The organism is Candidatus Nitrosocaldus islandicus (genome assembly GCF_002906215.1).
GTDB lineage: Archaea > Thermoproteota > Nitrososphaeria > Nitrososphaerales > Nitrosocaldaceae > Nitrosocaldus > Nitrosocaldus cavascurensis.
This window is the reverse complement of record NZ_CP024014.1, coordinates 1,323,531-1,337,154: the sequence shown is the minus strand read 5'-3', so window position 1 is coordinate 1,337,154 and position 13,624 is coordinate 1,323,531. Positions and strand designations below refer to the sequence as shown.

General features: G+C 42.2%; 15 protein-coding genes, 1 tRNA gene and 1 pseudogene. 6 read left to right on the top strand and 11 right to left on the bottom strand.

Going from position 1 to position 13,624, the window contains the following annotated elements; genetic code table 11:
- Positions 1-24: 24 nt before the first annotated feature.
- The gene (locus tag CRG89_RS07000) at positions 25-642 is read left to right on the top strand and encodes an Ntn hydrolase family protein (RefSeq protein ID WP_197706687.1); all 618 of its coding nucleotides are present in this window, start codon (positions 25-27) and stop codon (positions 640-642) included.
- 112 nt (positions 643-754) lie between these two features.
- Here CRG89_RS07000 and CRG89_RS06995 read toward each other — a convergent pair whose 3' ends face one another.
- Positions 755-1,258 carry a PUA domain-containing protein gene (locus tag CRG89_RS06995; protein WP_103287560.1) on the bottom strand — a complete coding sequence of 168 codons (504 nt, stop codon included), beginning with the start codon at positions 1,256-1,258 and terminating at the stop codon, positions 755-757.
- The gene (locus CRG89_RS06990; protein ID WP_103287971.1) at positions 1,255-2,337 is read right to left on the bottom strand and encodes a homoserine dehydrogenase; all 1,083 of its coding nucleotides are present in this window, start codon (positions 2,335-2,337) and stop codon (positions 1,255-1,257) included. Before CRG89_RS06990 ends, CRG89_RS06995 begins: the two co-directional genes overlap by 4 nt.
- A gap of 92 nt (positions 2,338-2,429) precedes the next feature.
- On the opposite strand from CRG89_RS06990, the gene CRG89_RS06985 reads away from it, so the two are divergent.
- A complete protein-coding gene (locus tag CRG89_RS06985; protein ID WP_158648773.1) occupies positions 2,430-3,368 on the top strand; it encodes a sulfite exporter TauE/SafE family protein in 939 nt (312 codons plus the stop codon).
- Between the two features lie 33 nt (positions 3,369-3,401).
- Here the strand turns inward: CRG89_RS06985 and CRG89_RS06980 are convergent, their stop codons facing one another.
- The 5 genes and pseudogenes from CRG89_RS06980 to CRG89_RS09195 all read right to left on the bottom strand — a co-directional run.
- Positions 3,402-5,195: an SDR family NAD(P)-dependent oxidoreductase gene (locus CRG89_RS06980; RefSeq protein ID WP_197706689.1), complete on the bottom strand. Its 1,794-nt coding sequence runs from the start codon at positions 5,193-5,195 to the stop codon at positions 3,402-3,404.
- An 84-nt stretch (positions 5,196-5,279) separates the two neighbouring features.
- Positions 5,280-5,435 (bottom strand): hypothetical protein, encoded by a 156-nt coding sequence (locus CRG89_RS08835; RefSeq protein WP_158648772.1) that lies wholly within the window; start codon positions 5,433-5,435, stop codon positions 5,280-5,282.
- A 200-nt stretch (positions 5,436-5,635) separates the two neighbouring features.
- Positions 5,636-5,887 carry a hypothetical protein gene (locus tag CRG89_RS06975; protein WP_103287557.1) on the bottom strand — a complete coding sequence of 84 codons (252 nt, stop codon included), beginning with the start codon at positions 5,885-5,887 and terminating at the stop codon, positions 5,636-5,638.
- A gap of 296 nt (positions 5,888-6,183) precedes the next feature.
- Positions 6,184-6,339, bottom strand: a tRNA-Ser gene (locus CRG89_RS06970).
- A gap of 95 nt (positions 6,340-6,434) precedes the next feature.
- A pseudogene (locus CRG89_RS09195) lies at positions 6,435-7,211 on the bottom strand (cation diffusion facilitator family transporter); the annotation flags it as partial.
- A 129-nt stretch (positions 7,212-7,340) separates the two neighbouring features.
- Between CRG89_RS09195 and fen the strand changes: the two are divergent.
- Positions 7,341-8,378: a flap endonuclease-1 gene (fen, locus tag CRG89_RS06960; protein WP_103287556.1), complete on the top strand. Its 1,038-nt coding sequence runs from the start codon at positions 7,341-7,343 to the stop codon at positions 8,376-8,378.
- A gap of 24 nt (positions 8,379-8,402) precedes the next feature.
- Here the strand turns inward: fen and CRG89_RS06955 are convergent, their stop codons facing one another.
- On the bottom strand, positions 8,403-8,663 hold the full coding sequence (locus tag CRG89_RS06955) for a TFIIB-type zinc ribbon-containing protein (RefSeq protein ID WP_103287970.1): 261 nt from the start codon (positions 8,661-8,663) through the stop codon (positions 8,403-8,405).
- Between the two features lie 23 nt (positions 8,664-8,686).
- Positions 8,687-10,330 carry an FAD-dependent thymidylate synthase gene (locus CRG89_RS06950; protein ID WP_197706690.1) on the bottom strand — a complete coding sequence of 548 codons (1,644 nt, stop codon included), beginning with the start codon at positions 10,328-10,330 and terminating at the stop codon, positions 8,687-8,689.
- Positions 10,331-10,368: 38 nt separating this feature from the next.
- Here CRG89_RS06950 and CRG89_RS06945 point away from each other — a divergent pair, with 38 nt between their 5' ends.
- Positions 10,369-10,890 carry a DUF192 domain-containing protein gene (locus tag CRG89_RS06945; protein WP_103287555.1) on the top strand — a complete coding sequence of 174 codons (522 nt, stop codon included), beginning with the start codon at positions 10,369-10,371 and terminating at the stop codon, positions 10,888-10,890.
- Positions 10,891-10,909: 19 nt separating this feature from the next.
- Positions 10,910-11,539 carry a hypothetical protein gene (locus CRG89_RS06940; RefSeq protein ID WP_148695120.1) on the top strand — a complete coding sequence of 210 codons (630 nt, stop codon included), beginning with the start codon at positions 10,910-10,912 and terminating at the stop codon, positions 11,537-11,539.
- A 63-nt stretch (positions 11,540-11,602) separates the two neighbouring features.
- On the opposite strand, the gene CRG89_RS06935 is transcribed toward CRG89_RS06940, so the two are convergent.
- The gene (locus tag CRG89_RS06935) at positions 11,603-12,457 is read right to left on the bottom strand and encodes a sulfurtransferase (RefSeq protein ID WP_217349406.1); all 855 of its coding nucleotides are present in this window, start codon (positions 12,455-12,457) and stop codon (positions 11,603-11,605) included.
- Between the two features lie 48 nt (positions 12,458-12,505).
- Between CRG89_RS06935 and CRG89_RS06930 the strand changes: the two genes are divergently transcribed.
- Positions 12,506-12,976, top strand: a complete 471-nt coding sequence (locus CRG89_RS06930) for a metal-dependent transcriptional regulator (RefSeq protein ID WP_197706692.1) — start codon at positions 12,506-12,508, stop codon at positions 12,974-12,976.
- Positions 12,977-13,023: 47 nt separating this feature from the next.
- Here CRG89_RS06930 and CRG89_RS06925 read toward each other — a convergent pair whose 3' ends face one another.
- Complete coding sequence (locus CRG89_RS06925) at positions 13,024-13,608, bottom strand: nicotinamidase (RefSeq protein ID WP_103287553.1); 585 nt, start codon at positions 13,606-13,608, stop codon at positions 13,024-13,026.
- Positions 13,609-13,624: the final 16 nt, after the last annotated feature.

The following is a 13,624-nucleotide window of genomic DNA, read 5'->3' as shown; positions in this document are numbered from 1 at the left end:
GCATGTGCATAATGGTGGTGTGATATGGCATTCGAGCAGTTCATGCCAGGAGCAACAGCAGTAGGGATAGCTTTTGCTGATGGTGTAGTACTTGCTGCTGAGAAGAGGGTATCCTTTGGAACATACGTTGTAAGTAGATCTGGGAAGAAGGTATTCAAGATAACTGAGAGGGTAGGTGCAGCATGTGCTGGTATGGTTGCTGATATGCAGATACTTATGAGGCAGGTAGAGTCTATAGCAAGGCTTAAGTCATTTGAGATAAGGAGAGAGGTTCCTCCAAACTCCATAGGCAAGTTGGTCTCAGTACTCCTCTTCGAGAGGAGGTACTTCCCATTGCTTACACAGATAATAATAGGAGGTATAGATGTTTATACTGAGAAGCCAGCCATCTACACCCTAGATCCATTGGGCTCAATACTCCCAGATGATTATGCAGCAGTAGGCACAGGGGCTGAGATGGCCATAGGTGTTATAGAGAGTGCATATAGGCCAGATATGAATGAGCAGGAGGCTAGGGACCTTACTCTCAAGGCAATAAGGGCAGCAGTGGCAAGGGATGCTGCAAGTGGTGATGGTGTAGATATGCTGATAATAACTAAGAATGGTTGTAAGGAAGAGTCTCTCATGCTTAAGTTAAGTTAAGTATAAACAAAAACCAAGAAACATAAAATGGATGCTATGAACGAACTAACTAATTAGTGGATTAGCGAATGAACATACAATTTATTTATAAACAATAGATTAAGGTATGGTATCAGGTTATGCTCCTCCTCTTGCACTCCTCCCAGAACCTATCGCCTATGTAGTGCTTGTTATATACAACAACACCCTTGCTCATAGCTCTTGCATCATTACTGCTTACAGATGCTATGCCAACTGCTATATACTTTCCATATCTCTCATCATTCACACCAACTATACCGCCTTTATCAAACTCATCCATGTTTACTATCCCTGGTCGCATGACATCTGCACCATTGCATACATGCTTCACAGCACCCATATCAACTGTGACACTCGGAAAGAGTGCAAGTAAAGAATTCATAGTTAAGAATGGTAGTATCATGCCATCTTTAATAACAAGTATCATACCTTCACCAACAAGTATAGAGTTATCATCAATGCTCCCATCATCCATCTCTATTATCTTTAATGATTTGGGTTTCTTTATTCCTGTACTTACATGCCTTGGCCATCCATCCCTTATCCTCTGCATAATAACATCTATATCACTCTTGGATAGATGGTACTCCCTCAACTCCTATTCAACCCTATACCCATACCCATAGCCTCCCTAACCTCTATTAGATCCCTTAGTATAGCACTTGCAGTCTCCATACCTCCAGCACCCTTGCCTATCACTGTTAATTCTCCAGAGTGCTCAGATGTGAAGGTTACAGCGTTTAGCGTGCCATTGACGCATAGAGGCTCATTCTTATCTATACTCATTGGCTCAACCCTTAGCCTCCTACTCTCATCACATGAGGCTATCAACTTTATAACCTTTCCATGCTTCTTAGCCTCAAGAATATCCTCTAGCCTTACATCCCTTATACCTTTGAACCTCACATCCCTCATGGTTACCTTCATACCCATTATCCAGTTTGCCATGATGACCAACTTTGCAGCAGCATCAAACCCATCTATATCAAGGCTTGGGTCTGCCTCTGCATAACCTTTGCTCCTAGCATCATTTAGCGCCTCATCGAATGTTAGCCCATCTTCCATCATGCTGAGTATGTAGTTGGTTGTACCATTGAGTATACCTTTGAATGAGAGTATCCTATCGCCCCTCAAGCAGTGCTTTGCAAACTCAAGTATTGGTGTACCTCCTCCAACTGTACCGCTGAACCTTAGCATAACACCATTGTACTCTGCAAGTTCGAGTAGGGATGGCATTGCAAGTGCCAATGGACCCTTGTTTACAGTGACAACGTTCCTTCCATGCTTTATTGCAGTGGTTATGTTGCTCAAGCCTGGCTCACCATCGTTCAGATTCGTTGGAGTAGCCTCTACAAGTACTTCAGCATCCATCTCCCTTATTATCTCCTCTACCCTACATCTACCACCCTTCTTCCTATCTATCAAATCTATATCTGCTGACTCGCCTCTCTGCCCATCATCATGGTATGCTGCTACAGTACCATACAACCTCTTAACCTCAAGCAGTCTCTGCAAATCAAGACCAGATTGGCTTACTGCTACCCCCTTGCTATCTACTGTAGCAACCAACCTTGGCTTCATACCATACCTCAAGTATATATCATCTGCCCTTGATAGTAGCAGCTTCACTAGGTTCTGTCCTACAACTCCAAAACCTACAAGGATGATCCTCAACCTAACCCAGCCTTCCTCTTCTACCAATCAATATACCCTTTCTTTATATATTATGCTAGTTTCTACTCCTTTCTGTTGGATGGTTGATTGGTTTGGATGCGATAGGTATATTGGTGGTTGTTGTAGTAGGGATATCTGCAGGTATACTAGGCTCCCTGCTTGGATTGGGTGGAGGCTTTATAATAGTGCCAGCACTTGCATTCCTAGGCATAGAACCTAGCAGGATCGCTGGTACAAGTATGTTCACAGTACTCTCAACATCAGCATCCTCAACAGCATCATATGCTATGCAGAGAGGTAGCAGGAGTAATTACAGAGAGAGGGAAGATCATAGCAATGATAGTAATAGAACCAACATGGGTAGCAGTAGTAGCTATGATAGTAATGGTGATGGTGATGGTAGTAACGATAATGATGATGGTAGTGATGGGAGAGATAGGCAGAATAAGAAGAAGAGGAGGGGTAGTAGTAGGAGGGGGGTTGGTAGAATAGATTATGCTACTGCATCAAGACTTGCAGTATTTGCATTACCAGGAGCAGTTATTGGTGCATACTCATCATCCCTGCTAGATCTTGCATCATTCAAACTGTACTTTGCACTCTTACTTGCAGGAGTAGCATCCTATATGCTCATAAACCCATACTACCATGTCAAAGAGAAGCACTACCCAAAGCAGGTATCATATGCTGTAAGCTTCCTCTCTGGTTTCATAGCAAGCCTCTTTGGGGTTGGTGGTGGAGCAATACTTGTACCTATGATGCTCATGGTTCTTAGAATGGATATGCATGTAGCAGTACCTACAGTGCATCTTATCATACTATTATCATCAATCTCTGGTGTTGCTACACATGCAATGCTTGGGCATCCAGAGTACATGCTTGCAGTGATGTTGGTTGGAGGAACATTCACTGGTGCGCAGATAGGCTCTAGGCTACTAGGAAGGGTAAGGGATATAGTGCTTAGAAGATTGGTCTCAATAGCGATGATGATTGTAGCAGCAAGGCTTATCTATGATAGCATCATCCATTAAGATAATAGTATCACCATTAATCACCATTATTATTCATGTCCTTACTTCATCGGGATAGTAGATAACCTCAACCCTGTTTATTGCTCTTCCAGATGCTAGATATAGGCATGTATCTACAAGCCTACCATCATCTGGCTCCTTACCATCTATACTTCCAGGGAGTACAAGGTATACACGCATGTTGGAGTTCAATACCTCGCTCAACTCTTGTGTTGCAGTTACGGCGAATGGTCTCAATGCCCCTCTGAAGACCTCTGCCCTAGCCCTTAGCAGATTGGATACCTTCTTCCCATACGGTGCATCTGGTCCAACTATTATTATCATACCATTGCTATTCTTGAACCTAGATGGCTCCCTTCCTCCATCATAAACTATAGCATTAAGGGTCTCCTTGCTTATAAGCGCTGGGATGTTTATGAATCTATCAACTAACGCATCCCACTCCTCCCTTGATAGCGATGTTACCTCCCTGTTGTAATCATAGTTGCCAGTTAGATGTATGGTTATGTTAGGCCTCACATCTCTTATTGTTCTTCTAACCTCATCCTCATCCATCATATTACATATGCGTTTATCCACACCATCTAATGCTACATCATGCTGGCTAAGTAGTGTACACCTTGCATAATAGCCAGAGAGTTTGGAGATGAGGTGTTTAACCCTTCTTATCGTTACATCATCGTTACTTGAGATTGAGAGTAGTATATTCTTACCAGCAAGGTTAGCATCAACAGCATCGCTATGCTGGTAAGTAGATATCAGTGGTTTGACTGGGTAGAATACCCTATCTGATGGCATTATCCTACCATTAACAAGCCTGCTAACCTCAACATCTGCTAGGTTGAGTATTATCTCTGCAGTCTCCTCTTGTGTAAGGAAGTTCCCATCAACTATCATATTCTTTGTGTTGTTCTGTATCTTCTCTGCAACCTCCCTTATCTTATCAAGGCATGATCTTATAGTAGATGCTATGTTTGAGGTATCCTGGGTAGCATTAGCCTGCATACTATCTTCTCTACTACGCTCCTCTGCTATCCTTGATGCAAGCCTATCTATAGCCTTCTCAAGCATCCCATCATCCTCCCCTACATATGGGAGCACATCACTTGCTATCCTCTCAATATCTATTGCACTTAACCCTTGGAAGCCACCTATCCTTATGAACTCTGCAGCAGCCTTTGGGTAGACAGTCTTGTATATCCTGTCCGAGTGTACTGGACCAGGGTTGCTTACTATGAAGTATATCCTCTTACCCTTCTCTGCCATCTCCCATGCAAGTGCCTCAGATAGCCTGTTCTTTGCACCTTGAGCACTAGTGTATGGGGTTCTGAACCTGTAAGGCCTCTGCTCATAAGGCCTCTCCTCGGTGAAGTAAGTTGCTATGGTTATTACCCTACCATTATCGTTCATGTACCTTAGAGCATTTATACTCATCCAGAAGGTTCCAGTGAGGTGTATGCTTACACACTCCCTGAACTCCTTGAATGGTTGTGATGCCAGAATCTTTACAGGACCAGAGACACCAGCGTTGTTAACAAGGATATCTATACCATTGAACTCTTTGCCTATTGCATTGAACATATCTATAACCTCTTGAACACTGCTAACATCAACGCCAGGGAACATCCTAACCTTGCCATTGCTGTTCCTACTCTTCATTATAGCCTCCAACTCTCTAGCAGTTGCCTCTAGAGGTTCCCTCCTTCTACCCATTATTATTACACTGGCACCCTCTTCTGCAAACTTCTTTGCTACTGCCTGTCCTATCCCAGTCCCACTACCAGTAACAAGCACAACCTTATCAGCAAACCTCATGCTCGTACTCACTCTTCTCCTAGTTGGCGGGGTTATTCATTAATAAATGTTGGGTTAATAAAACCAAGATTTTATTTATCATTTATTCATCAATTCCTAGCTCTCTTCTTCCTCCTTACCCTCATCCTCTTCAAACTCTATCTCCTTTATGCTTAGCCCTAACTCATTCGCTGTCCTTACAAGTTGTGCTATCTTGCTTAATACCTCAGCCTTATCACCGCTCTTTGTAGAGAACTCAACCTCTACCTTCATGGTAGGAGAGCAGTAACCGACATTTATATACATTAGGCTGAGCAAGATATGACTACTCACTCATATCTGCAGATCAATCATAAGCAGTAAATACATGTAGCATTACCAGCAGTACAAGCATTATAGTAAGTATGGATTGTCCATGCAGTAGCCTATTAAATATCTTTACATCTCTTGATGTATACCTCAACAGTACTCCACTAATGATCAGTACACTCATAACTATTAAGTGATAATGTGATAGGCTCTAGGTATCTTATGAAGAGTAACCCATGAACCATCCCTGCTATATATCCAATAGTATTTAATGCTATGTGCATGTTAAGCATTGGCTTGTACATAAGTGCCAATGACCGTGTTGCATTACTACCTAGATAGGTTGCAGAGCGTTTCCTTACCCTGTTGTATAGGATGAATATAACGTTTACTATAACACCTATACCTATAACCATCCATCCTAATGCTTTGGCTATATCTTCTGCTTCCTCAGAGGCTAGAGGATTTACTGTGATAAAATAATGGCGAGGTAGAGAAGTATATACATCATACCTTCACCTTACTCCTCATCTTCAATATCTTCCATCCTGTGTATCCTATAACACCTATCACTGCTGCTATGGTAGCATAAAGTACTATGCTCGTCATGCTAGAACCCAACCCTTCTCCTCTCCCTCCTTCTCACACTTGCCATGCTGAGAGCTTCTTTAATGCAGATCGTTATGTGTAGTATAATAGTTCTATCAAGAGGCGCCGGGGGTGGGATTTGAACCCACGAGCCATTGCTGGCACCAGCTCTCTATCCTGAAGATCATTGGTTGATCCACTAGCCCTATCCATCCATCTATCTATCTACTCATCCATCAGATCTCGAGGCTGGCGGACTACCTGACTATCCGACCCCGGCCCCTGTTCCGATCCTAACCTATCAGGCCTTATCAGCTCTTCCTCCTCTATCTGTACAGTTGTATGCTTTATGCCATATCTTGAGAGGACAGTATTTATGTTCCTCATCACCTCCTTTGCATCTGCGTCATTCCTAATTGTAACATGTGCACTTAACGAAGGCATCGATGGTGCTATACTCCATACATGTACATCATGTATATCAACTACACCATTTATAGACCTGATCTCATCCATGATGGTGACTATATCTATACCTTCAGGTGCACCCTCTAGCAGTATGATTATGCACCTCTTGAGCATCTGTAATGCTAGCCTAAGTATTAGCCCAACTATGATAACACTTGCTATAACATCTACTATGCTTAATGATGTTAATGCTATTACAGCACCTGCAGAGATTACTGCTAGAGAGCCTAGTATATCACTTACTATATGCAAACTTACGCTCTTTATAAGCATCCCATGCTCATGCTCCTCTACACCATACCTCTCTTGCCCTTGCCCTTGTCCTTGCATTTGCTCCTCATTCAACCCTCCATGTCCATGCTTGAGTATCCTTAGCATGATAAGATTTACAGCAAGTCCTGCAACTGCTATCATTAGCATATAGCCCCAATCTATAACCCTAGGCTCCAATAATCGCATATATGTTTCATAGAGCAGTATTATTGATAATGCCACTGCAAGCGCTGTATTTATAAATGCTGCAAGAACCTCTACCCTATGATAGCCATAGGTTAGCGTTGGCGTATGAGGTTTTAATGCAAGCCTTACTGCTACCAGCGCTATTGTTATAGCAACAACATCCATGAATACATGTATAGAGTCGCTTATCAATGCAAGGCTGTTACTTATTATGCCCCCAACCACCTCTAGTAGACCTATAACCAATGCAAGTATTAGTGCTAGAATGAGTCTCTTCTCCTTCTCCCTGTATTCTGTATATGCAAGTACCAACTAACCAAAATACGTAAATCCTATTAATTATCTTAATCATGTATGGGCACTGATCTCAAACCATTGATCAAGGCTAAGGAGATAAAACTTGAGAGTCTAGCAGGTAAGGTTATTGCCATAGATGCTTACAATGCACTATACCAGTTCCTAGCAACGATTAGAGGTTATACTGGAGAGCCTCTTATGGATGCACATGGTAGGGTTACAAGCCATCTAAGCGGGCTCTTCTACAGGAGTGTTAACCTTCTCGCTGCTGGAATAAAGCCTGTATACGTGTTTGATGGAAAGCCTCCAGCACTCAAGCATGCTGAACTTGAGAGTAGGAGGAGGAGCAAGGAAGAGGCACTTGCAAAGTATGAGGAGGCGTTGCAGGAAGGAAGGTTTGAGGATGCAAGGAAGTATGCACAAGCAACATCAATGCTAAAGGATTACATGCTGAATGATGCAAAGACACTACTTACACTCATGGGCATACCATACGTGGAGGCACCATCAGAGGGCGAGGCTACAGCAGCATACCTAACCATCATAGGATTGGCATATGCAACAGCAAGCCAAGATTATGACTCACTACTCTTTGGTTCAAGGAGGCTTGTAAGGAACCTTACAATAAGCGGGAGGAGGAAACTTCCAAATAAGAATGTGTACGTTGATGTCAACCCAGAGATTATAGAGTTGGATGAACTCTTGAGAGATCTAGGCATAAGCAGGGAAGCGCTTGTAGATGTTGCAATACTGATAGGCACCGATTTCAATCCTGAAGGCTTCAAGGGTATAGGTGCAAAGAAGGCTTTACAGTTGATAAAGAAGTATGGTAGGCTTGAGGATATAGATGTTGAGGGTCTAAGGGATGAGTTGAAGATGGTAGATTACAATGCAATAAGAGAAATATTCCTCAAGCCAGAGGTTGCTGAACCTTCTAATGTAAATATTATATTCAAAGAGGTTGATGAGCAAGGTGTAACAAGATTTCTATGTGATGAGCATAACTTCTCTAGGGAGAGGGTTAGTAATGCAATCAAGAGGTTGAATGAGGCTATACGGATAAGGGGTAGCAGCCTAGAGCAGTGGTTCTCTTGACCAATTAACAGATATAATGGAGCACTAGTCGAAGTCGAATATCTCTCCCCAGAACGATCTCTTCTTTCTGTATCTATACTCATCTCTATCCTTATCCCTGTAATCATCCTCATCATAATGCCTATACCTCTCATCATCATATCTATCTGACCATGTTGCCCTCTCGATTATCTTATCTAACTCGCCTCTATCAAGCCATACACCCCTACACTTTGGACAGTAATCGATCTCTATACCATGCCTCTCAGCAATATGTAATTCAACATCACACATTGGGCACTTCATACCATCCATCTCTCTTCCCTAACTTATTTATCTTTTAGTTTCAGTAACTTCCTCTTCTCAGCATCTATACGTGATGAATAGTCCCTCATATCCACGAACCTCATACCCCTTGCTAGATTTGGATGTACATCTGCGATAGCCTTATACATCTCCTGTGCAATCCTCCTATATGCTGGATGCCCTTGCGGGGGTGTCCTCAACTCTATAATGTGATAAGCCTCCCTAAGGTTCATCTTGATAAGGTATCTGTATCTATATGCTAGGTTAACAACGTACTGGGCTTGTAGTGGCTTTCCCTCCTTGTACGCAATCAGTTCATACACCTCCTTACTCTTCTGCATACACTCATCGAACTCCTTCTCAAGACCAGCATCTATAACCTCCGTTGGCTTATAATAACCATGATTAGTAGTAAGCATCTGCCTCTGCATAGTTAGTATCCTATGCCTATGTAGGTCTCTGAATATACCAAAGTTTGTGCATAGATCGAATGTATAATATGGTATCTCGAATGCCCTCAGTGGTCTATGCCTTCTATTTGCTCTATGCCTAACATATTCATCTATTATCTTTGCCCTCTCCTCCCTACTCATCTTAGCAGCAAGTTCGAGGAGATTAGTGTACGATGCAGATGCATGTTCATATAGTATGGATGCTACAACCTTAACCTCTACAGTATCGTTATCCTCATAATCAACAAGCCTAACCTCATCCAGATATGTACCATCTCTATTACCATCATCCTTGGCAAGATACTTCATTGCAATACTTGCAATACCATCCCTTGTTGAGTTCAGGTACTCTCTGAATACTTCGCCATACTTTGTTCTAACCCTCTTTATGAATGGCCCTATATACTTTGTTAACTCATCATGGAGCATCAATGCTATATCATGCTCCTCCTTTAGCCTAGATGCAAGAAGTATGTTAAGTAAGTACTCGAATGCCCTTGCATTCCCTGCTATACCAACATTGGTTAGGGTAGATGCTGGGAGAAGTACCCTAAGTATATCCAGAGCCTTTGCCCTTATGCTAGCCTCGTATGCCTTCTCTGCCCTCTTTATATCATCACTGCTCTTGAGTTCATCGAATGGCACCTCTACACCCTTACTGCTATCTAGGAAGTACATTGAGTGTATAGGCTCAACCTCCTTAAGGTACTTGATCATTGACTCTATACTCTTGCTGTATGTGTTGAATGCTAGATCACATGCCTCTATATAGGAATCAGCATACCTCAACTCCATCATATCTTCGCCTCTATAATACTGGTACATGCCATCCTTGCCCTTCTGATCAAACCTAACATACCTTGTTGACTTTTCAAGGTACGATAAGCCTATTCTCCTATCCTCAATGCTCTGTATGGCTATCTGTGATATACCCTCTATGCCAACCTGTACAAGCCCAAGTTCAGCAACGCTATCATCCCCATACTCAACTAGTACACGCTCGTAGAACTCCTCTCCTCTGCTGGGATTGTTGAGGAACTCATCTAGGAAGATCCTCCTCATACTCTTGCTTGATCTACTGTACCTTGACATCAGAGCTCCTCTATCAACCTGCTTTGGTGTTGTTATCACGAATACAGGCTTATCTGTGTTGGAGAAGTGCTGCTTGAGCAGTTCCTTCTCATGTTCAGTGAACTCATCCATGTTGATGCTCATGATAGTATTATATAAGTGAGCATGTATTATCCTTTAGATTGCAGTTAAAGCATCTCTTGATAGCAGTAGGGGTAGGGGCAGTTGCATATGGGATAACAGCACTCCTACTATCCATGACTACAGGGATAGGTAGGGTAGATGAGAGTAACGATACGGCTAGTTATATACCCTCTAAATATGAGGTTAAGAGGATAATGATAGATGGTATAATGCTGGAGGTTGAGGTTGCAGATACTGATGAGAAGAGAGCGTTAGGGCTTATGTATAGAGAAGGGCTTGATGATGGTAAAGGGATGCTATTCATATTCCCTACAGAGGGTAGATACTCATTCTGGATGATGAATATGAGGTTCAATATTGACATACTCTGGATAGACTCATCTGGGAGGGTTGTGTACATAGTTGAGGATGCTGAACCATGCAAGGGTAGCAGTGGAGAGGATATAAGGCAGTGCACATACTACCCAGATGTTAGGGCAAGATACGTGCTTGAGGTTAACTCTGGATTCGTGAGAGAGCATAACATAGGTATAGGCTCAACAATTACAATACTGGATTAGCAGAATCAATTTAATATAGATGGTTATTGAGCATATAGCGATGGATGGTTCAGGTATCGATGGTGTTGATGCAAAGGCACTACTCTACTCAGTTATAGAGAGGCTTGGGAGGGATGAGTTGAGGAGGGATCTTGCAAAGGATAGTAGGAGTGCAATAGCAACAATAATGCACTCATGCATGAAAGAGCTCAGCAGTAACGATATGGATAAGGATAAAGATGTTATCATTAGGCTAGTAACAGCACTCATGCATTACCTGCTTACTGAGTGCATGATCCAGAGCGAGAGGAAGATTCAACTTGATGATGTTATGCTTGATCTAGTCATACCATCGATGAGAGCATTGAGGTCTAATCCAGATAATACACTAATCATACTAATTGCTAGAGGTGATGAGATGGGTTTGCTTAACAATAGACTGGAAAGGGTTTATGCTCTTCATCCAAAGGTGAACGTGTGGGCTGTTATTGTTGGCGATGCTGAAACTGATATGGTAGATAATGTAAGGGTCTATATGATGGATGAGTATGTAGATCAGGTATCTAAATCAAAACCATCAAGATCCATAATCCCATTATCCTCTATAATAGAGGATATAAGAAGGTTCATGAATTCAAGGGGTATAAGACCATTCAACATAGTTGCATAATGGAATGGATGAATTAATTAATGAATGAATGAAGGAGAGGGGGAAGGATTAGGGTAACTTAACTTACTCTACTGGTAGTTCATACCTATTCCCCCACTCATACCATGATCCAAGGTATACTCTAACCTTCTTCATGCCTAGTAGTTTTAATGCTAGGTATGCATGGGCTGCCCTGTAACCTCCCTGACAGTAGCAGATTATCTCCATATCATTATCATCATCTTCCTTTACACCTTCTTTATCATCATTACCTTCATCATCTCTATGCAGAATAGAAGAGTACACCGATCTGAGCATCTCAACAGGTTTCATCGTACCATTATGCATCATGTTAGCCTCCCAGTCTATGTTCACTGCATTTGGTATATGCCCTCCCCTTGATGCTCTCACATGGATACCATAATACTCCTCCCTGCTCCTTGCATCAACTATCCTAACATTATGGTTGTTCATCCTCTCTAGTATGTATCTGTATGTTGCAAGCACATCATTATTGAACCTGTATGTGTACTCTTCATTCACAGGGCTTGGTCTTGTAGGCTCCTTCTCAACTGGATAGCCTCTCCTCCTCCACATGCTAAACCCACCATCAAGGACCATTGTATGCTCATGGCATATGTAATGCATGAGCCATAGGCCTCTAGCAGCTAGAGTGCCAGTTATATCATCATAGAATATGATATGCTTATCATATGTTATGCCAGCACTTTTGAGCAGCATCTTCAGGCTTGAGTTGAACCTCTCTATACCCTCATCACTTGTATCTGCCCAGTGGAATGCAAAGAGGTCCATGTTAACTGCTCCAGGTATATGCCCATAGCAGTACTCATGCCATGATCTAGCATCTACTATGAGGAGGTCTTGAGCCTTTGCATCTAGCATCTTCTTCAATTCATCAACAGTTACTAGCATAACCATACATACATACATAAAGTGTATATAAGTAGGTTTAGCCAGATTATAGTATTGGGTAAGGCTAGGGATAGGCTAGAGTCCATAAAGGCTGCACATAGTAAGCATGGCATGGGTGGAAGAGGAAGGACTCAAAGGATGGAGGATTATCTGGAGGTTATATACGAGCTTATGGAGCATAAGGGTTATGTAAGCATGAGCGATATATCCAACTACCTCAACGTTAGTTCTGCTAGCGTTACAAAGATGGTGCAGAGGCTGCATGAATCTGGCTACATAGAGTATGAGAAGTATAGAGGGATAAGGATGAAGGATAAAGGGCTAGAGATTGCCAAGATGATAAGGGAGAGGCATAGCATACTTATAGAGTTACTGCTACTTCTAGGTATAGAGGAGGAGGATGCGCACAGGATAACAGAGGGTATAGAGCATTACTTCGATAACAGATCGCTCAAGAGGTTAGAGCAACTTATACAGATTATAAAGAGTGATGAGAGCATAGCGAAGAGGATAAGCAATCTATAATACCATATTATTTACAACATAACTAAATAAGAGGTGAGGTATGCTTATCATCTATTCTTTACTGCTATGAGCTGCTCCAACCTCATCATCTTAACCCCTTTGGCCTTCATCTCCTCTATTGCAGATTCACTGTTTGCTAGCCCTTTTGTAGCATCCTCAAGCAGTATAACCTCAAACCCATTCTCAAGCGCATCCAATGCAGTATTCTTTACGCAGTAATCAGTTGCAACCCCTGTTATAAACACTCTCTTTATGTTCTTCTCCCTCAACCTATCAGCAAGTTCAGTCCTATCGAATGCTGAATATGCTTCCCTGTTTGGATCAGTTGCCTTCGATATAACAATTGCACTTCTAGGCAGTTTAAGATCTGGATGGAACTTTGCACCCAAGGTATTCCTAACACAGTGCACAGGCCATACTCCTCCCCTCTGCTTGAACGATATATGGTTTGGAGGATGCCAGTCCCTGCTAGCAAATATTGGTAGTCCCTTGGCCATGAATATCTCTATATACTTGTTTATGATAGGTATGATCTTATCTGCATCTGGTACTGGTAGGGAGCCTCCTGGCATGAAGTCGTTCTGCATATCAACTATTATAAGTGCTGAACCATCATCAAGCATCCCACTCATACAGATAGTTATGATG

Coding starts and splice junctions, on each gene's coding strand:
- CRG89_RS06935 (WP_217349406.1), bottom strand. CDS start 12,457: ATGGTTATGCTAGTAACTGTTGATGAATTGAAGAAGATGCTAGATGCA.
- CRG89_RS06975 (WP_103287557.1), bottom strand. CDS start 5,887: ATGGTTATAGGTATAGGTGTTATAGTAAACGTTATATTCATCCTATAC.
- CRG89_RS06950 (WP_197706690.1), bottom strand. CDS start 10,330: ATGAGCATCAACATGGATGAGTTCACTGAACATGAGAAGGAACTGCTC.
- CRG89_RS08835 (WP_158648772.1), bottom strand. CDS start 5,435: ATGAAGGTAGAGGTTGAGTTCTCTACAAAGAGCGGTGATAAGGCTGAG.
- CRG89_RS06955 (WP_103287970.1), bottom strand. CDS start 8,663: ATGAAGTGCCCAATGTGTGATGTTGAATTACATATTGCTGAGAGGCAT.
- fen (WP_103287556.1), top strand. CDS start 7,341: ATGGGCACTGATCTCAAACCATTGATCAAGGCTAAGGAGATAAAACTT.
- CRG89_RS06925 (WP_103287553.1), bottom strand. CDS start 13,608: ATGAGTGGGATGCTTGATGATGGTTCAGCACTTATAATAGTTGATATG.
- CRG89_RS07000 (WP_197706687.1), top strand. CDS start 25: ATGGCATTCGAGCAGTTCATGCCAGGAGCAACAGCAGTAGGGATAGCT.
- CRG89_RS06940 (WP_148695120.1), top strand. CDS start 10,910: ATGGTTATTGAGCATATAGCGATGGATGGTTCAGGTATCGATGGTGTT.